The 19,222-nt window shown below is 68.0% G+C and carries 17 protein-coding genes; 1 reads left to right on the top strand and 16 read right to left on the bottom strand.

Annotated features, from left to right (window positions below):
• The 14 genes from GL279_RS03980 to GL279_RS03915 all read right to left on the bottom strand — a co-directional run.
• A partial coding sequence (locus GL279_RS03980; protein WP_155063305.1) for an FAD-dependent oxidoreductase occupies positions 1 to 681 on the bottom strand: 681 nt, incomplete at its 3' end.
• 14 nt (positions 682 to 695) lie between these two features.
• The gene (locus GL279_RS03975) at positions 696 to 1,097 is read right to left on the bottom strand and encodes a 4Fe-4S dicluster domain-containing protein (RefSeq protein ID WP_155063304.1); all 402 of its coding nucleotides are present in this window, start codon (positions 1,095 to 1,097) and stop codon (positions 696 to 698) included.
• Positions 1,094 to 1,867, bottom strand: a complete 774-nt coding sequence (locus GL279_RS03970; protein ID WP_155063303.1) for an ABC transporter ATP-binding protein — start codon at positions 1,865 to 1,867, stop codon at positions 1,094 to 1,096. The genes GL279_RS03975 and GL279_RS03970 overlap by 4 nt, the downstream gene beginning before the upstream one ends.
• A gap of 6 nt (positions 1,868 to 1,873) precedes the next feature.
• On the bottom strand, positions 1,874 to 2,620 hold the full coding sequence (locus GL279_RS03965; RefSeq protein ID WP_211371248.1) for an ABC transporter permease: 747 nt from the start codon (positions 2,618 to 2,620) through the stop codon (positions 1,874 to 1,876).
• Positions 2,613 to 3,443 carry an ABC transporter permease gene (locus GL279_RS03960; protein WP_155063302.1) on the bottom strand — a complete coding sequence of 277 codons (831 nt, stop codon included), beginning with the start codon at positions 3,441 to 3,443 and terminating at the stop codon, positions 2,613 to 2,615. The genes GL279_RS03965 and GL279_RS03960 overlap by 8 nt, the downstream gene beginning before the upstream one ends.
• A 13-nt stretch (positions 3,444 to 3,456) precedes the next feature.
• Complete coding sequence (locus GL279_RS03955) at positions 3,457 to 4,500, bottom strand: ABC transporter substrate-binding protein (protein WP_155063301.1); 1,044 nt, start codon at positions 4,498 to 4,500, stop codon at positions 3,457 to 3,459.
• Positions 4,501 to 4,750: 250 nt separating this feature from the next.
• The gene (locus GL279_RS03950) at positions 4,751 to 6,037 is read right to left on the bottom strand and encodes an NAD(P)/FAD-dependent oxidoreductase (RefSeq protein WP_155063300.1); all 1,287 of its coding nucleotides are present in this window, start codon (positions 6,035 to 6,037) and stop codon (positions 4,751 to 4,753) included.
• Positions 6,031 to 6,696: a VOC family protein gene (locus GL279_RS03945; protein ID WP_155063299.1), complete on the bottom strand. Its 666-nt coding sequence runs from the start codon at positions 6,694 to 6,696 to the stop codon at positions 6,031 to 6,033. The genes GL279_RS03950 and GL279_RS03945 overlap by 7 nt, the downstream gene beginning before the upstream one ends.
• Positions 6,693 to 7,478: an ABC transporter permease gene (locus GL279_RS03940; protein WP_155063298.1), complete on the bottom strand. Its 786-nt coding sequence runs from the start codon at positions 7,476 to 7,478 to the stop codon at positions 6,693 to 6,695. Before GL279_RS03940 ends, GL279_RS03945 begins: the two co-directional genes overlap by 4 nt.
• Position 7,479: 1 nt before the next feature.
• Positions 7,480 to 8,334, bottom strand: a complete 855-nt coding sequence (locus tag GL279_RS03935) for an ABC transporter permease (protein ID WP_155063297.1) — start codon at positions 8,332 to 8,334, stop codon at positions 7,480 to 7,482.
• Between the two features lie 54 nt (positions 8,335 to 8,388).
• A complete protein-coding gene (locus tag GL279_RS03930; RefSeq protein WP_155063296.1) occupies positions 8,389 to 9,438 on the bottom strand; it encodes an ABC transporter substrate-binding protein in 1,050 nt (349 codons plus the stop codon).
• 28 nt (positions 9,439 to 9,466) lie between these two features.
• The gene (locus GL279_RS03925) at positions 9,467 to 11,470 is read right to left on the bottom strand and encodes a hydantoinase B/oxoprolinase family protein (protein WP_155063295.1); all 2,004 of its coding nucleotides are present in this window, start codon (positions 11,468 to 11,470) and stop codon (positions 9,467 to 9,469) included.
• Positions 11,467 to 13,527, bottom strand: coding sequence for a hydantoinase/oxoprolinase family protein (locus tag GL279_RS03920; RefSeq protein WP_155063294.1), 2,061 nt, complete (start codon positions 13,525 to 13,527; stop codon positions 11,467 to 11,469). The genes GL279_RS03925 and GL279_RS03920 overlap by 4 nt, the downstream gene beginning before the upstream one ends.
• Positions 13,528 to 13,541: 14 nt before the next feature.
• Positions 13,542 to 14,624 (bottom strand): ABC transporter ATP-binding protein, encoded by a 1,083-nt coding sequence (locus tag GL279_RS03915; RefSeq protein ID WP_155063293.1) that lies wholly within the window; start codon positions 14,622 to 14,624, stop codon positions 13,542 to 13,544.
• A gap of 231 nt (positions 14,625 to 14,855) precedes the next feature.
• Between GL279_RS03915 and GL279_RS03910 the strand changes: the two genes are divergently transcribed.
• Positions 14,856 to 15,860 (top strand): substrate-binding domain-containing protein, encoded by a 1,005-nt coding sequence (locus tag GL279_RS03910; RefSeq protein WP_155063292.1) that lies wholly within the window; start codon positions 14,856 to 14,858, stop codon positions 15,858 to 15,860.
• Positions 15,861 to 15,870: 10 nt separating this feature from the next.
• Here GL279_RS03910 and GL279_RS03905 read toward each other — a convergent pair whose 3' ends face one another.
• Entirely contained in the window at positions 15,871 to 17,013 is a 1,143-nt protein-coding gene (locus GL279_RS03905; protein WP_155063291.1) for a PLP-dependent cysteine synthase family protein, read from the bottom strand.
• Positions 17,014 to 17,422: 409 nt separating this feature from the next.
• Positions 17,423 to 19,201, bottom strand: a complete 1,779-nt coding sequence (locus GL279_RS03900) for a tetratricopeptide repeat protein (protein WP_155063290.1) — start codon at positions 19,199 to 19,201, stop codon at positions 17,423 to 17,425.
• Positions 19,202 to 19,222 lie beyond the last annotated feature (21 nt).

Here is a 19,222-nt window from a genome sequence, read left to right as displayed (position 1 = left end):
GCCGTAATAGTTCGAGAACTCCATGCCCGAAACGCGCGCCCCGGCCTCGGCCGCCATCAGGACGGAATCGCCGGTGTTCACATGCCCGCCAAGGCAACCGCTGCGAAACGTGCAGCCGCCGGCTGCGATCACCACGGCGCGGGCGTCGATCCTCCACGGGGCGTTCTTGCGCAACAGCACGCCTTCGGCGCCGCAGACCGCGCCATGCTGGTCCTGACGCAGGGTCAGGGCGGGGGCGTGGTCCAGAATCGTGACCCCGGCGCGATGGATCAGCCGCCGCATCTCTTTCAGATAGACCGGCCCCTGCAACAGGAACTGGCCGCCGACGGCACCGCGATAGCTGACATCACCGATATAGCCACGAGGACCCGCAAATTCAGGCCAGGCTTGCCAGGTCTCGGTCAGGATGCGGGCCATCCAGCGCCGCTCGCCCAGATCGCGGCCATCGGCGTTCTTGGCTGCCATGGCAGCTTCGCGGCTTTCGGGCGGAACCCACCAATGCCCGATCGTCGCGGCCGCCCCGACGCCGGAGGTGCCGCAATATCCCTTGTCGACCAGAACCACCCGCGCGCCGGCCTGACGCGCGGACAGCGCGGCCCAGGTTCCGGCCGGGCCGCCGCCGATCACCAGCACATCGGTATCAAGCTCCAGCAGGTCGTGGGGCAGGGTGCGCTCTTGCATGTGCGGTCTCCGTTTCAGCCGGCGGTGGCGGGGAATTGGGGCGGGATGGGCTGGCCCGGCGGCACGATGCCCGGCGCTGCCGCAGGGGCTTGCGCCAGCTGCAGCGCATCGCTGAAATCGCGCGGCAGCTTGCGGCCCTTGCCCCAGCCAAGGCGGGCGCGATAGCTGCCCATCAGCCCCGAGGCGATCAGCGCGGGCTCGTCTGGCAGACGGCCTGCGGGCAGCGGCTGACGCTCGGCCGCAACATAAAGCGCGTCGGTCGGGCAATGCGCCTCGCACAGAAAGCAGGTCTGGCAATCTTCCTGCCGCGCGATCAGCGGCAGGCCGCTCTCGGCCCGGTCAAAGACATTCATCGGGCAGACGTCGATGCACAGATCGCAGGTGACGCAGCGGCTGGCAGAGACAAGCTCGATCATGCGGCCACCTCATGGTCCTGTGTTGCAAGACCGCGCAGCAGCCGGCCACGCAGTTCCGAAAAGGCAGCCGAGTCGCGGCGGCGCGGCCGAGGCAGGTCGATGGGCACGATTTCGTGGATATGGCCGGGTTGCGCGCGCATGACCACGACACGGTCGGCCAGATACAGCGCCTCCTCGATGTCATGGGTGACGATCAGGATCGAGACCCGGTGCCGCTGCCAGATCTTCAACAATTCCTCCTGCATGCGGCTGCGCAGGATGGAATCCAGCGCGCCGAAGGGCTCGTCCATCAGCACCAGCCGGGTTTCGACCACCAGCGCCCGGGCGATGGCCGCGCGCTGTGCCATGCCGCCGGAAAGCTGCCGGGGAAAGCTGTCGGCGAATTGCGTCAGCCCGACCAGATCGATGCAGGCGGCCGCGCGCCGGCGCCGTTCGGTGGCGGAAAGGCCCAGCGGCTCCAGCGCCAGCTCGACATTGCCGCGCAGGCTGAGCCAGGGCAGCAGGCGGTGATCCTGAAACACGACGGCGCTTTCCTGTCCGGCACGGGTCACCGGCTGGCCTGCGATGCGGATGCTGCCGTCGTCGGGCTGCTCAAGGCCCGCGACGCTGCGCAGCAGGGTGGATTTCCCGCAACCCGAGGGGCCGATCAGGGCGACGATCTCGTTTTCGGCGATCTCAAGGTCGACATCGGTCAGCGCATGAAAGCGCGTGTCATCGACGGCGAAGGATTTCGACACCGACCGCAGGCTGAGAATGGGCGGATGGGACATGGTCTGTCAGTTTCCCTTGTCGAGATGGCGGATCAGCCGCGCCGAGGCGGCCTGCAAAAACACACCGATCAGGGCCAGCGCGGCGACCCCGACGATGGCGATATCCATGCGGAACTGGTCGCGGGCATTGGCGATATAGCCGCCCAGACCCCGGCCGTTGCCGATGGCATATTCCGCCCCGACGGTGCCGATCCAAGACGAGATCAGCGCGATCTGCACCCCGACCGCGATCGCGGGCAGGGCGCCCGGCAGATAAAGCGCGCTTATCTGACGGCGGCGCGACAGGTTCAGCACCCGGGCCACCTCGCGCAGGGATGCCGGTACCTCGCGCACGCCCTGCTCGGTGGCAAAGACCAGCGGGAAAAAGGTCGCCAGCGCGATGAAGGTGATCTTGGCGGTTTCGGTATTGCCGAACCACGAGGTCAGCAGCGGAATCCACGCAAACAGCGCGATCTGTCGCAAGGCATTGATCGTGGGCGAAAAGGCGGTGCCCAGCGGCCGGATCAGTGCCAGCGCAAGGCCGGTCGCCATGCCCGCCAGCCCGCCAATCGTCGCCCCCGCCACCAGCCGCAGCAGGCTGGCGCCGATCCCGGCCCAAAGCTCGCGCCCGTCCGGGTCGGCAAAGGGGACCGCCAGCACCTGTGCCGGCGACACGGCCATCGGTCCGTTCAGCAGGCCAAGACCCGAAGCCAGCGCCCAAAGCGCGACGATGCCGGCCGGCAGCGCCAGCCCCTTCAAGGTGATCTCAGACATGTTCGCCCATCCTTGCGCGGATGCGCCGCTCGGTCAGGCGCAGCAACTGGTCCAGCGCAATGCCGCTGGCGCCGACGACGATCATGCCGACGATGACCATGTCCATCTGAAACAGCGTTCGACCCCAGACCATCAGGTAGCCAATGCCTTCGGTTGCGGCCAGCATCTCGCAGGTGACCAGCGACACGAAGGCCTGACCCGAGGCAAGCCGCAGCCCCGAAAAAACCATCGGCGTCATCGAAGGCAGGGTGATGCGGGTGAATTGTGCCCGCCGCGACAGGCCCAGCGTGCGTCCCAGCTCGGCATATCCGCGCGGCACGGCGCGCCAGGCGTCGCGGGTGGCAATGGCCATCGGCACGAAGCAGGCCTTGGTCAGGATGATGATCTTGAGCATCTCGTCGATACCGACCAGCAGGATCAGCAGCGGGATCCAGCCAAGGGCCGGCACGGCGGCGATGGCGCGAAAGCTGGGGCCAAGCCATTCCTCGGCCCGGCGCGAGGCGCCCAGCAGGATGCCGAAGGCAAAGCCCAGCGTCGCGCCCAGAGCCAGCCCCACCGACAGCCGCCATGCGCTGATCCGCGCCGCCGCCAGCAACTCGCCATCGGCGGCGAGCTCCAGAAAGGTTTGCGCCACCCGCGACGGTGCGGGCAGGATCTGCGGCGCGACCAGTCCCAGCGTCGAGACCGCCTGCCACAGGCCCAGCAGCGCCAGCGGGGCGGCGGTGGCCAGCACCGCGCGCGACGGGCGCCAGCCCATCCGCCGCACCAAGGGCGAGGCGGGGAGGCCGGAAGCGGCACCCCCCAAGGTTTCCACGACGCTCATCGGTCCGCTTCCGTCAGCTGGCGTTGCCGCGGCGCTCGGGCCAAAGGGCGTCCCGGCCCTTCTGCTTCAGCGCATTGTCAAGAAAGCTCGGGTCGGCCCACTCCGTCAGGTCGGGCGCGCGGCGCACCAGCTTTTGCGCGACGCTGAAATCCAGTGCGCTGCGATAGCGTTTCTGGAATTCGCCATCGAGGCGCGGGTTGAAAGCCTGTTTGAAATCGGTATCCGCATTCGAACGCGCGATCAGCGGAACCGGGGTGCCGGCGCGGCTCCAGATCTGGAAGACCTCGTCGCGATTGGCCGGGTCGGCGATCCATTCGGCGGCGTGGACATAGCCGTCCACGACCTTTTGCGTCGCCTCGGGATAGGCATCGCGGAAGTCGCGCGAAACCAGAAAGCCGCCAAAGCCGCTGGCATCCGCATCGTCGCGGGCCGAGCTGAAGATGACTTTGGCCACGCCCTTTTCCTCAAGCGGCAGCAGGAAATCGGCGCCAAAGACCGCATCCACGCTGCCGGCGGTGATCGCGGCCAGCTGATCGGCGTTTTTCAGGTCGACCAGAGTAAAGTCGCCGGGCTCGACCCCGGCCTTTTTCAGCGCCTCAAGGGCTGCCCAATGGATGATCGTCGCCTTTTGCAGAGCGACCTTCTTGCCCTTGAGATCGGCAAGGGTGCGGATGCCGGCATCGGGGCGGGCGACGGCAAAAATATTGGTCCCCTGGGTCGAGGCCAGGATCACCGTATCCAGCCCCGCCGCCTTGCCGACGATATTGGGCACCGCGCCATAAGAGGCAAAGTCCAGCTGCTTGTTGGCGAAGGCTTCGTTGATGGCCGGGCCGGTGCCGGTGAAATAGGTCCATTCCAGCTGGACGCCGGTGCCGGCGAATTCCTCGGCGATGAAACCCTTGGCATCCGCTACCGCCTGCAGGCTGACGCCATAGGGCGTGCCGAAGCCAAAGCCGACATCGCCCAGCCGGATGGTCCGGGGATAGTCCTCGGCGGCGGCCATGCCACCGGCAAGGACCGAGATGAGCGCACCAAGGCTGGCAATTTTGCGAAGCATGATTTCTCCAGGGTGTAACCGTGCGCTTAAGACGACATGATCAGTAGTGATTTTCAATCGCCGTCGCTGCGGTGCCGCAATTTTGGAAAAACCGGCCTGTGGGCCCGTGGTCCGCTAGCAGGCGGCTGCTGTCGCCACCTGCCTCGCGCGGGGTTTCTTCTCTGGCATTTCGGCGGCGAATTGGCGCCCGCGCCCGGTGGTCCGGCGCGATTCGGGGCGGCCGGGAGGGGCAGCCAAGATCGCCCGCCGATCAGATCTCGCGCCTGTCGCGCCAGCGGTACCAGGGCAGTATCAGCCGCGCCGTGCGGCGGACCGCAGCATGCAGCGGGATCGTCTGGATCTGCGTCGGGCGCAGCGCCAGTTCGGCCTCGGGCCGTCCCAGCGCGGCATCGGCCAGAACGCCCCCCATGGCGCAGCACAGCGCCAGACCCCGGCCGTTGCAACCGACCCATGCCGCCATCCCCGGAGCCCGGTGCAGATGCGGCAGCCGGTCAACGGTCATGGCGATGCGCCCGCCCCAAAAGGCCGACATGTCGGTATCGCGCAGCTCGGGAAACAGCAGTGCCAGACGCTGGCGCACCAGCCTTGGCAGACGCAACGCGGCGCCCGGCTGCAAGGCCAGCGCCGCGCCAGAGATGATGCGCCCCTCGCGGTCCTTGCGCATGTAGCGCAGATCCTGACGGGTGTCGGAAAACGCCTCGTCGCCGGGCAGGATGCGGTCGGCGCGCGGCCCCAGCGGCCCGGTCGCCGCCTGATACGAGGTGACGGGCACGAAGCTGCGCGCCAGCTGGGGCCACAACGGGCCGCTATGCGCCCCCGTCGCCAGCGCCAGCACCCGGGCGCGGACGCTGCCGGCGGGGGTGGTGACGCACCAGCCGTCGGCCTCGGGCCGGATCCGACCCGCAGGCGAGTGTTCAAAGACATGCGCGCCTTGGGCGGCGACGCCGCGCGCAAGGCCAAGCGTAAAGGCATAGGGGTTGATATGCCCGCCACCCCGGTGCAGCCAGCCGCCGAAATAGCCGGGCGCGCCGATGCGGCGGGTGACGGCTGCGGCATCCAGAGCCTCGGTCGGGGCGCCGGCGCGGGCCCATTGCGCCGCCAGCCCGGCCGCGCGCCGGGCACGGCCGGGGCTGTGGGCCGGCTGCATCCAGCCGTGGCGGACCGCATCGCAGTCGATGCCAAAGCGCGCGACAAGGGCAAAGAGCTGATCCGCCGAGCCGGCGACCAGATCCAGAAACGGCTGGCCCAGCGTCGCCGCGATCGCCTCGGGGCCGTGACGCGTCAGGGTGCCGATCACCTGCCCGTTGGCGCGGCCAGACGCGCCGGCCCCGACCGTTGCCGCCTCCAGCAGCACGACGCTGCATCCCCGGTCCAGAAAGGCCAGCGCCGTGGCAAGACCCGCGATGCCGCCACCGATGACCACGGCATCCGCCCGGATTTCGCCTTCGAGCCGGGGGGTCGAGAAACGCTCGCGCGACAGCTTTGCCCAAAGCGGCGAGGGCGCATCCAGTGGCCAGGACGGGGCGGGGCTCAGCATGGGATCACCTGCAATCCGGCCAGCCGCAGGATCGCGGCCTCGGCCTTGGCCGGCAGCGGTCGAGGCAGGGAAATCGCCACCGCCGGCGCGCCGGCGCGCAGCGGCACCCGCCCCGGACCGGGCAGCGCGGCCAGCGGGACCAGCGGCGCCGGATCGGGCAGCTGCACCGCCGCGATCCGGCCGGCGCCATTGGGGTGGGCAAGATGTTCTGGGCGCCACAGCAGGGCGCGGCTGTGGTGCTGGCAGCACAGGCATTGCAGGCCCGGCGTCGCCTCGGGCGCCAGCCGGATCACCGAAAAGCGCAGCTCGCCCGCCTCGGTGGCGCGGGAAAACGCGCGCACCGGCTCATGCCCGATCCCGGCCGCCGTCAGCGCGGCGGCGCTGGCCGCGATATCCTCCGAGCGCAGGGCCAGACCGCGCAGGCCGCCGCCTGCCGCCAGCATCGCCCGCCATGTGGCATTGGCCGGGGTTTCGGCCACGATGCCCATCAGCTCGATATAGCTGTCGGCCAGCATCACGCAGATATTGGCGGTGCCCATCTGCGCGCTGTGATGCGCCAGCGGCGTGACGCGGAACCCGGCATCGGCAAAGGCCGCCCCCGCCGCCGGCAGGTCGGCACATAGTGCCACGACATGATCCAGCGGCAGCGCCAGCGTCATGCCGCCACCGTCATCTTGCGGATGCCATAGACCCGGTCGGCGACCAGCAGGCAGATCAGCGCCAGACCCAGTTGCAGCGTGCTCAGCGCCGCGATCGAGGGGTCGAACTGGTTCTCGATATAGCTCAGCATCACCACGGGCAGGGTATTGGTCTGCGCGCTGCCGAAAAAGAACGAGACCGGCAGGTTGTCGAACGAGGTTAGAAAGGAAAACAGCGCCCCCGCCGCGATGCCGGGCCGGATCAGCGGCAGCGTGACCTCGCGGAAGGTGCGCAGCGGCCCGGCGCCCAGGATCGCCGCCGCCTCTTCGAAGGCGGGCGGCAGGCTGCGATAGACGGCGGTGACGGTGCGCAGCACATAGGGCAGGCAGACCACCGTATGGGTGATAACCAGAGCCGGAAAGGAAATGCCGATCCCCACCGCCGTCATGAAGAACAGCGACGAAAAGCCGATCACGATCATCGGCATCGACAGCGGCGACAGCAGGAAGGTCGAGACGGCGTTGGCCCAGCCCTTGCGCGTCCGTGCCAGCCACAGCGCGGCCGGCACCGCCAGCAGGCAGGACAGCACCGTCGCCAGCACCGCCACCAGAACCGAGGTCCGCATCGCGTCCAGAAAGGGCGCATAGTCCCAGATCCGCCAGAACCAGCGCAGCGACCAGCCCGGCACCGGAAAGGCCGCATAGCCCGCCGAGGTGAACGAGATCACCACCACAACGAGGATCGGCGCAAGGATGAAGCCAAAGAAGGCGATGACAAAGACCGTCAGGGCCAGCCATGCCATGCTACACCCCCTGACGCCGGACAAGGCGCAGCTGCAGGTAAAGACAGGCCAGCGCGATCACCAGCAGGACGACGCTCATCGCGCTGGCCATGCCGAAATCCCGCGTGGTGGTGAATTGCTGATAGATCAGCAGTGGCAGCGTCTGGAACCCGCCGCCCAGCAGCACCAGCGTGACGAAACTGCCATTGGCGATCATGAACACCAGAATCGCCCCGGTGCCGATGCCATCGGCCGACAGCGGCAGCGTCACCTCGCGAAAGGTCCGCCAGGGGCTGGCGCCCAGCATCTGCGCGCCTTCCTCCAGCCGCTGGTCGATCCCTTGCAGCACGGTCGCGATCGACAGCACCATATAGGGCACCAGCACATGCACCAGCGCCACGATGGCGATCCCCGGCGTGTTGAGCAGTTGCAGGGGCCGGTCAAGCAGGCCCAGATCCTGCACCAGAAAATTGTTCACCAGCCCGCGCCGCGCGAACAGCACCTGCCAGCCATAGGTGCGCATGATGATCGAGGTCAGCAGCGGCGCGATCAGCAGAAAGATGATCACCCCGCCGAAGCGCCCGGCATGGCGCACAAGGTAATAGGCGACCGGATAGCCGATCACCGCGCAGATCACCGTCACCACGCTCGACAGCGCCACGGTTTCGGCGATGACGCCCAGATTGAAGCGGTCGCCCAAAAGCACCAGATAGCGTAGCAGGGTGAAGCCGCCATCTGCCCCCTCGAAGCTGCGCGCGGCATTGCCGATCAGCGGCAGCACGAAAAAGGCGCACAGAAACAGCACCGCCGGCAGCACCAGCAGCCAGCCGGGCAGGGGGCGCCGTGCAGGGGCGTGGGGGGCGCGGGTCGGGGACATCGGCGGCTCCGTCAGGTCAGGGATGCGGCCCCGGTTCGGGGGCCGCAGCGGGGATTACCGGCCGATCTCGCGGTTCCAGCGGTCGACCCAGCCATTGCGCGCCTTGCCGATCGCCTCGTAGGGCGGAAAGGCGGTCTGCTGCCAGGGCGTGATGCGGGGCTTCAGCTTGTCGCTGTAGACGACCTCGGTGTTGGTCACCGCATAGTTCATGATCTCGGCAAAGCGGGCCTGATTTTCCGCGTCCAGCATCTCGTTCATGTAATCGAAGGCCAGCGGGTTGGCATTCTTGGGGATCTGCACCGCCACTGCCGTCAGCGCCCCGCCCTCGGTGGGGTTGATGAAGTCGATCCAGTCCGCGCCCTCGTCATGGTGGTTCCAGGTGCGGCCGTCGAAATAGATGCCGATATCGGCCTCGCCCGAGGCGAGATGGTTGAAGAAATCGTTCGGCCCGGCCCAGAACACCAGATTGTTCTTCATCTTCTTCATGGCGGCAAAGAAGGGCTCGACATCCTCGGCGCTGCCGCCAAGCGCCTTGGCCAGCATCCAGATCAGCATGATCGGCGTGATTGCATAGGAAATCGAGGGCACCGAGGCGACGAATTCCCCCGCAGAGACCCGCTCGACGAATTCGGCCAGCGATTTCGGCGGGTTCGGAACGGTGTTCTTGTTATAGGTGATGCCGGCGACGCCGTAATCCAGATAGGTGCCCTTGCCCAGACAGGCATCGGTGAATTCCTGCGGGATATGGGCAAGGTTTGGCACCTTGTCCACGGTCAGGTCCTGCATCAGCCCGGCCTGCGCGGCGGTGATGGCCAGATCGGGCGACATGATCAGCACATCCAGCGGCGGCTTTTCGGGCGAGGCCTCGACCTGCGCCAGCCATTGGGCCGGTGCGCCCAGCGAGACGGTGGCCTTGGCACCGGTCCGGGCCTCGAAGGGCGCGACAAAGCAGTCGCGGATGCTGGTCTCCCAGACGCCGCCATAGGCGGTGACGTTCAGGACCTTGGGCTCGGCGGCCCGCAAAAGACCGGGCGCGCCGGTCAGGGCCAGACCGGCGCCGGCGGCGCCCGTCTGCAGGAAGCGTCTTCTGTTCAAGCCTTTCATGGTCGTGTTCCCTGTGTCCTCTGGGGGTTCATGGATGGGATTGCGGCGCGGCCAAAGCCGTCTCGACGATCTGCCGGGCGGCCGTGGCGGCCGGACCGTCGGGTTCGGTCCGGGGAAAGCCCTTGGGCAGTTCTGACAGCGCGCGTTCAAGGATGTCGCGGCGGCGGCGCTGGCGCAGCTCCAACGGCAGATCCAGCAGGTGGCGGTTCAGCCGCGTCATCAGTTCTGGCGGAAAGGCGCGGTCCCAGGCCACGCGCTCGGGCCCGAAATCGACATCGCCATTCGTCCCGGCCCGGCCCGCCCGCAGCGCCGCCGTGGCCGCCGCATCCACCTCAGCATCGGCGATTGCCACCGCGTAATCATCGCGGGCGCCGGCGATGGTGACAAAGCCATCCTCGACATCGCGCAGCACCTGCGCCGGGTCGCGCCGCAGCGGATCGCCCCAGCCACCGGCGCCGGGCGTCAGGAAGGTAACGGTTTCGCCCGCCCGCACCGACAGCATGTCGATCTTGCCCAGACGGCGCTCGTCGGCTTGGCCCAGATTGACGATCAGCGCGCCGGGCTGGCCCGGACAGCCGCCGCTGCGGCCCCATGGGCGGAACATCAGCCGCTCCATGCCGCGGCCCAGCACATTGGCCCCGTCCGAGAGGATGCGAAAGGTCAGCGCCATGCCGCAGCCGCCGCGCCATTGCCCGGCGCCGCCGGAATCGGGGCGCAGCGCATAGCTCAGGATCTCGACGCCCAGCTCGGCCTCGACCGTCTCGACCGGGTTGTTGGCAAGGTTCGAGATGCCGCTGTCGCGCCCGTCGACGCCGTCATGGCCCTGACGCGCGCCGGTGCCGCCGATCATCGGCTCGACCACCTGCACGTTGCGCCCGCCCGAGGCGGTGGGTTCGGCGACCACGACCGGGATCACCGTCCCCGACGAGGCCGCCGGCATCACCCCCGGCAGCGCCAGACCAAAGGCGCCGTTCAGCACGTCGTTGACCCGGATCGCGGCGGCATGGCGCACGCCGGTGGCGGCGGGTTCCTCGGGATTGACGATGCTGCCCTTGGGCGCCACGACCGAGACCGGCCCCAGCAGCCCCGCGTTCAGCGGCACGCTATGGTCCAGCGTATGGACCAGCGCCAGCACCCGCAGCGTCAGCCAGGCATGCGGCCGCCCGCGTGAGGGGATGTTCATCGCCGTCGCCACCTGCGGATCCGAGCCGGTGAAATCCAGCGTCACACCGCCGTCGCGGATGGTCAGCGCCAGCGCCAGCCGCACCGGCAGCGGCGTGGCCGCGTCATCGTCCAGATAGTCCGAGAACTGATAGCAGCCCTCGGGGATGGTGCGGATCACGGTGCGGGCCTTGGCCTCGGCAAAGGCCACGAGGTCGGTTTCGGCATCCAGCAGCACCTGCGCACCATGCTGGGCGATCACCTGCCCGACCCGGCGCCGCCCGGCGGCCAGCGCCGCCAGCATGGCGCGGATGTCGCCCATGTTCGCCTCGGGCGTGCGGCTGTTGGCGGCCAGAAACAGCTCGACCTCGGGGCTGATCCGGCCCGCCCGCATCAGCTTGACCGGCGGGATGCGCAGCCCTTCCTGAAAGATCTCGGTATTGAGCGGCGAGATCGAGGATGGCACCCGCCCGCCCACGTCCGAGCAATGCACGAAGCACCAGCCATAGGCGATGATCCGGCCATCGTGGAAATAGGGCTCGATCATGTGCAGGTCGGGCAGGTGGGTGGCCAGCCCTTCGGACCGGTAGGGGTCATTGGTCAGGATCACATCGCCCGGTTCCAGCGCCCCGGCGCTGGCCACCACAGCCTCGATCGCGGGCAGACATTCCAGCCCGACGAAACCCGATACGCCGATCGAGCGCGGATAGGCAAAGAAGCGTCCGTCGAGCCCGGCCAGCGCGCAGGCGAAATCGGCGGTTTCCTTGACATAGAGCGTGCGGCCGGTGCGCTGCAGGGTGACGCACATCTCTTCGGTGATGGCGGCGACCTTGTTGTTCAGGATCTCAAGGGTGACGGGGTCCAGCCTCATTGCGCATGCCTTTGCAGGTGAAGATTGCCGGCGGCATCGACGCGGGCGTTCCAGCCCGGCAGCACCACGGTCGTGGTGTCCTCTTGCTCGACGATGGCGGGGCCGGCGAATTCGGCGCCCGCGCCAAGCGCCGCGCGGGAATAGACCGCAGCCTCGGTCCAGAGACCCCGGTGAAAGATCCGGCGCTGCGTCCGGGGCGCGGCACCGGCGGCACCGGCGACCGGGGTGGCCAGCGGATCGGCCGGACCGATGGCGGCCAGCCGCACGGTGCCGATCTCGATTGCGGCGGCGCTGTCGCGAAAGCCGTAGATGCGTTCATGTTCGCTGTGAAAGGCCTCGGCCACGGCTTCGGGCGACAGCCCGTCCAGCGTCACGCGCAGCTCATAGGCCTGCCCCTTGTAGCGCAGATCGGCGCCGCGCTCGAACCGGCGCGGCCGGCCGGGGGCACTTTCCTGTTCCAGCCATGCCTCGCCCTCGGCCTGCAACGCGGCAAAGCTGTCGCGCAGCAGCTGCCCGGTTTCCGGCGCCAGCGGCAGGCGCAGACTGCGCACGAAATCGCGGCGCAGATCGGCGCCCGCCGCGCCCATGGCGCAGAAGGTGCCCGCCGCCGGCGGCACGATGACGTGGGGAATGTCGGCCTCTTCGGCCAGACGGCAGGCATGGGTCGGGCCCGCGCCGCCGAACGGCAGCAGGGCAAAGCCGCGTGGATCCAGCCCGCGTTCCGCCAATGTGCGGTAAAGCGCGCTGGCCATGGCGGCGGTGGTCACCGACAGCGCCCCGTCGGCGGTCTGCGCGGCAACATCGCCGGCCGCGCCCTGCAGGCCGATGCGCGCGCCCAGCTGCGCCAGCGCGGCGGTGGCGGCGCCTGCGTCCAGCGGCATCCGCCCGCCCAGAAAGCCGGCGGGGTCGATATAGCCCAGCGTCAGATAGCAATCCGTCACCGCCGGTTCGGTGCCGCCCCGCCCATATGAGACCGGACCCGGCGCGGCGCCCGCGCTTTGCGGCCCGACCTTGAGCATCCCATGCGGATCGGCCCAGACGATCGAGCCGCCGCCCGCCCCGATGGCCGAGACATCGACCACCGGCAGCACCAGCGGCAGCCCGCCGATGTCGGTGCGGGTGGCCAGTTCCGGCGTGTCCGAGCTGGCGATGGCGATGTCGGACGAGGTGCCGCCCATGTCGAAGGTGATGATGCCGCCGGTGCCGGCCGCCTTGGCCAGCCGCACCGCCGCCATCACCCCCGAGGCCGGGCCCGACAGGATCGTATCGACCGGCCGCGCCAGCGCCGAGGCGACTGACAGCGAGCCGCCGTTCGAGGCGGTGATCAGCAGCGGCGCGGTCACACCCATCGCGGCCAGCCCGGCGACCAGACCGTCGAAATAGCGCTGCATCAGGGGCTGGATATAGGCGTTCAGGCAGGCGACCAGCGTGCGCTCGTATTCGCGGATCTCGGGCCAGATCGCGGCGGCCGAGGAAATGTCCAGCCCCGAGGCCGCGCCGATCCGCCGGGCCAGATCCAGCTCGACCGCCGGATCGGCATAGCCGTTGATGGTGACAAGCGCCGCCGCATCCAGATCCAGCCGCCGCAGCTCGGCGGCGATGCGGGCGATCTCGGCTGTGTCGGGGGCCTCGGTCACCTGCCCGCGCGGGGTCATGCGGGCGCCGATCTCGATGACGCGGGCGCGGGGCACCAGCGGCTGTTCCTTGCTGGCGTGAAAGTCGAAAGACGAGGGCATCCGGCAGCGCGCGATTTCAAGGATGTCGCGATAGCCGCGCGACACGATCAGCCCGATCCGCGCCCCCCGCCGCTGGATGATCGCGTTCAGCCCGATGGTGGTGCCGTGCATCAGCGCGCCGACATCGCCGGGGCGCAGCCCCTCGCGCGCCAGCAACTGGCCAAGCCCGGTCAGCAGCGCGCGCGAGGGTTCTGCGGGGGTCGAGGGCTCTTTGTAAAAAGCCAGCCGCCCGTCGCGCGGGTCCGACAGCACGAAATCCGTGAACGTGCCGCCGACATCAATGCCGATGCGCACGGCCGCCCGAGGGTCATTCTGAGCCATGGAGCCAAGGTCTTTCATCTGTCATTCACCGTCACGATCACGCTGTCGGCGGTATCCCAGCCGATCCAGCAGTCCTCTTGCGGCCGGCCGGCCACGCCTGCGGGCCCGGTGCCGGCCTGCCGATGGGCATGGACCTGCCGCGCGGCGGGGCCGATCTCAAACCGAAAGGTCTCGTGCGTGCCGCGGAAAACCCGGTCGGCAAGCCGGGCGCGCATCCGGTTGGGCAGCGCATGCGCCGCCTCGCCGATCACGATGCGCTCGGGCCGGACAGAGACGCTGACCTGCGCGCCGGGGCTGGCCGCGCGGGGCAGACGGATCGTCACGCCATCGGCCTCGATCTCTTGCCCCGAGGGCCGGACGCGCCCGTCGAAGATGTTCGAGGTGCCAAGGAATTCGGCGACGAAGCGGCTTTCGGGACGGTTGTAGACCGCCGCCGGTGCCCCGATCTGCAGCACCCGGCCCGATTGCATGACCGCGATCTGGTCGGCCATGGTCATCGCCTCTTCCTGATCGTGGGTGACCAGCAGCGTGGTGATGCCCAGCCGTTGCTGCATGGCGCGGATTTCGAACTGCATGCTTTCGCGCAGCGCCTTGTCCAGCGCGCCCAGCGGCTCGTCCAGAAGCAGCACCCGGGGGTCCAGCACCAGCGACCGCGCCAGTGCGATGCGCTGTTGCTGGCCGCCCGACAGCTGGCGCGGATACATGTCGCCGCGATCGCCCAGCTGCACCAGATCCAGCATCCGGGCCACGGCATCGCGCTGTTCGGCGCGGCTGCGCCCGGCCATGCGCAGGCCAAAGGCGATGTTCTCGGCCACGGTGCGATGCGGAAACAGGCTGTAGTTCTGAAACACCATGCCCAGATTGCGCCGGTGCGGCGGCAGGTCGGTCACGTCGCGGTCGCCGATGACGATGCGTCCGGCGCTGGGGGTCTCGAACCCGGCCACCATGCGCAGCGTCGTGGTCTTGCCGCAGCCCGATGGCCCCAGCAGCGCGACCAGCTGCCCCGGCGCGATGTCGAGCGTCATTTCCTGCACGGCGGTCACCGGGCCGAAATCCTTGCGGACCCGGTCAAGGCGCAGGGCGCTGGATCCGGTCATGGCCGCATATCCCGCAGCGCCCTGCGCGCGGGGTCCGGCGCATGCGTCAGATCAAGAAAGGTCACTCTTCTTCCTTCCTGGAAGGCATTGTAGCGCTACAAATCATAGCCTATCGTCCTTTCTGTCAATGGATGTCGCCAAGAAAGGACAAGTTTCCCTTTCTGGCCGTCATCCAGAGGCGAACATCCGCGGATGATACGCAGCATATGATATTATTCCGGGGGGCCGGGTGTGAAACTGCCGAGAGTCACCATGGGCGATGTCGCCCAAGCGGCGGGTGTGTCGCCGATGACGGTGTCGAACACCTTCAAATATCCCCAGCGCGTGCAGGAACAGACCCGACTGCGCGTGCTCGCCTCGGCGCATGAGCTGGGCTATGTGCCCAATCTCGTGGCCGGCAACCTTGCCGCAGGCGAAAGCCGGGTGATCGGCGGCACCATCCCCTCGATCCGCAACTCCAGCTTTTACAAATACGTGCTGGGCATGCAGCAGGCCGTCAACCTGCAGGGTTACAAGCTGGTGCTGATGCTGGCCGATACCATTGCCCAGGAACGCGAGGCGGTCGAAACCCTGATCGGGCTGCGCGTCGCCGGTCTGGTGCTGGTGGGCAACGAACATGATCCGGCGACCGTTTCGCTGCTGCGCAAGGTCGATGTGCCGGTGGTCGAATCCTGGACGCATGGCGACGCGATGGACATGGGCGTGGGCTATGACACTGCCGAGGCCACGCGTCGGGCGGTGCGGCTGCTGCTGGCGCGCGGGCGGCGGCGGATCGCGCTGATCATCCACGAGGGCGGCGCGGCGCGGCGCTTTACCGAGCGCGTGCCCGCCTTTCGCGACGAGATGGCCCGCGCGGGCCTGCCCGGCGATCTGGTGCAATCGGTGCAGATCACCGATGGTTTCGGCGCCGGCCCGGTGGCGCTGGGCGCGTTGCTGGCGCGGGCGGCGGATCTTGAGGCGGTGATTTGCCCCACCGATGTCGTCGCGGCGGGCATCCTGTTCGAATGCCAGCGGCGCGGCATCGCGGTGCCCGATGATCTGGCGGTGGCGGGATGGGGCGACTACGAGGTCTCGTCGGAAATGACGCCGCAGCTGACCACCATCGGCCCCAATGCCGCCGAAATGGGGACCGAGGCGGTCGATCTGTTGATCCGCCGCGTGCAGGGCCAGCCGATCCGCAACCGGCTGGTGGATACCGGCTTTACCCTGATCGAGCGCGCCAGCACCGGCGGCTGATCCCCGGCGCTTAGTCCGGCAGCGGCCCCAGCCCGGCCGTGGCGTCCCAGACCCCGGTGTCAAGGAAACGCCGCAGCGCATCCATGCGTGGCGCGATGTCCAGCCCCTGCGCCGCAACCCAGTCGTCGCTGTAATAGCTGTCGACATAGCGCGCGCCGCTGTCGCAGATCAGCGTGACCAGCGCGCCTTGCCGGCCCTGCGCCCGCATCCGGGCCGCGATCAGGCACAGGCCCAGGAAATTCGCCCCGGTCGAGCCGCCGACCTGCCGGAAGATGCCGTCCGACAGCACCCGCATCGCCGCGATCGAGCCGGCATCGGGCAGCCGCATCATGTGATCCACCACCGCCGGCAGGAATGAGGGCTCGACCCTTGGCCGGCCGATCCCCTCGATCCGCGAACCGCCCGAGCAGCACAGGCTGCGGTCGCCCCGGCGATAGGCGTCGTAAAAGACCGAGTTCTCGACATCGATGACGCAGAGACGGGTCTTCAGCGCGCGGTAACGGATGTAACGCCCGATCGTCGCCGAGGTGCCGCCGGTCCCGGCGCTCATCACCACCCAGTCGGGTTCGGGATGCGGCTCCTGAGCCATCTGGGCAAAGATGCTTTCGGCGATGTTGTTGTTGCCGCGCCAGTCGGTGGCGCGCTCGGCATAGGTGAACTGATCAAGGTAATGGCCCCCGGTCTGATCGGCCACTGCCTGCGCCGCCGCATAGACCTCGGAGGCGCGCTCGACGAAATGGCAGCGCCCGCCAAAGCGCTCGATCTCGGCCACCTTCTGGCGCGAGGTGCTGCGCGTCATCACCGCCACAAAGGGCAGGCCCAGCAGGCGGGCGAAATAGGCCTCGGACACGGCGGTCGAGCCGGATGAGGCCTCGACCAGCGTCGTGCCGGCGCCGATCAGCCCGTTGCAGATGCCGTAAAGCACCAGCGACCGCGCCAGACGATGTTTCAGACTGCCGGTCGGATGCGTGCTTTCATCCTTGAGATAGATGTCGATCCCGTTCAGCCCCGGAAACACCGGCTTTAACAGATGCGTATCGGCCGAGCGCCGGGCATCGCCATGCAGCAGCCCCACCGCGCGCCGCGCCCAATCCTGTTCGACGCAATCGGGCAGCGGCAGATCGGGCAGCGGGTCGCAAGGGGCAGGGGTCATTCGGGGTCTCGCATGCAGATGTCATTCGCTTCGCCGCCATGCGGTGCTGTCCCTGCGGGTGCCGTGGGCGCGGGCGCACAGGGGCACGGCAAGGGTCATGGCAATTCGCAACAGGATGCGGCGCATTTCATGCCTGCGGGCAGCGAATGTCCAGTCCGTCAGCAGTGGTCCCTGACAGCGACCCCGCGTCACGATTCGATTGGACTCACAAGCAGAGGGTGAGTTACTATTTTAAGGATCTTCCAGAAATTGAAGCCCCCCCGATCGCGTGCAGGCGACCAGGGGGAAAAGGAACTGTCTAAAATGGGTACCGTTTAACCACCACGCCTGCACTATAGACGCGGCAGCGGCCCGTTTCGGTGCGCCAGCGCACAGAAGCGCCGGATCTTGCGAAAAAAAATCTATGAAATTACCGCAGGCCGGCGGTGCGAAGGCCCTTGACATACAGGTCAAGGTCTTCGGGGTGCTGCAGCGGCGGCACCTTGCGCCAATGCTCGATGGTAAAGTTCGGATGCACCCGCATCACTTCCTGCGCGTGATGGCGCGCCAGATCCTGTTCGCCCAGCAGGGCGTAGCTGGCGGCGAACAGCCGGTGTGCCTCGGACTGGTCGCGCATCCGCTTCAAGGCCCCGATCGCCTCGGCGTAATTGCCGTTGTGGAAATAGGCATCGCCCAGAAACCACAGATAGCTGTCGGGGTGATAGGGGTTCAGCCGCATGGCGCGCTGGATCATCGCCACCGCGCGCGGCCCCTGCCGGACATAGGCCAGACAGTCGCCCATATAGGCCAGCAGGTCGGCATCGTTGGGGTTCAGATCGACCGCGCGCTCATAGACTGCGATCGCCTCGTCCTGACGCTTCATGTAAAGATAGGCCAAGCCCATCTCGGAATAGCCGCGCGCGTCCAGAGGGTCGCATTGCACCGCGTCCTTGGCCAGAATCAGCGACTGGTCCAGTGAGAATTGCGGATCCGCGCTCCAGTTGTAGCGCCATTCCACCATGAAGGTGCGGGCCAGCGCGGCATAGCTGCGGGCATAGTTCGGGTCCATCTCGCGCGCCTGCTGGAACAGGCGGCGCGAATGCAGGTTGGCATCGGGGCGGAATCGCAGCCCGCTGTCCTGCCCGCGCAGGACCAGCCCATAGGCATAAAGCAGCGGATGCATCCGGGCGGTCAGCCGGCGCTGTTCCTCGGTGTCGATCTGCCAGGCCAGCTGCGAGGCGATGCGGGCCGAGATGTCCTCTTGCACCTCGAAGATGTCGCCCAGCACGCCGTCGTAATGTTCGCACCAGACGGTCTTTTCGCTGGCGGCCTCGACCAGATCGACGTTCAGCCGCAGCCGGTTGCCGCTGCGGCGAAAGGTGCTCAGCACCAGATAGCCCACGCCCAGACGGCGGCCGATCTCGGGCAGCGACGAGGACTGCGCGGCGGCAATGACCGAGCTGTGGCGTGCGATGACCGCCAGATGGCGGAACCGCGACAGGTTGGTGATCGTATCGGCGATGATGCCGTCGCACAGATAAAGATCGCCCGGATCGCCGCTGGCATTCTGCATCGGCATCAGCGCGACCGAAGCGCCGGCGGGAGCCTCGCCGATGTCGATTTCGGGCTGGGGCGGCGTCAGCGGTGTGGCCGGGGTGATCCGGTCAGGGGCGACCGACAGCGGCTCGACGGCAAAAATGGCCACCGGAGCGCGGATGTTCTTCAGCTCCCGCGCGCCCAGCGGCTGCAAGTGAAAGTCGTCGTGTTCGTGCAGGGCCTGTTGCAGATTCTCGGTGATGCAGATGCCGCCCGGTTCGGCAAAGGCCTGCACGCGGGCGGCGACGTTGACGGCATGGCCATAGACGCCATCCTCGCCGGCAAAGGTATCCCCCAGCGCGATGCCGATGCGATACAGCAGCGGCTCGGCGCCTTCGGCCCAGCTGACCTCGCGCGCCAACTCGCGCTGCATCTGCAAGGCAAAGCGCACCGCCTGAGACGGGCTTTCGAACACCGCCACCAGCCCGTCGCCCGCCGTGTTCACCACCGAACCGCCGTAATCCCCGACGAGATTGCGGATCAGACCCAGCGCATTGGCCAGCCGCGCGATGGTGCGCACCGCGTCCTTTTCCACCAGCCCGCTGTAGCCGTGGATATCGGCGTAAAGCACGGCCAGCAGCCTTGGATTGGACAGGTCTGGAATGCGTGTCATGCTCGGGTCTGGGCTTGCGGA

This window comes from Paracoccus limosus, assembly GCF_009711185.1.
GTDB lineage: Bacteria > Pseudomonadota > Alphaproteobacteria > Rhodobacterales > Rhodobacteraceae > Paracoccus > Paracoccus limosus.
Note: the sequence above shows the minus strand (reverse complement) of the source record. Positions and strands in the feature narration are given on the sequence as shown.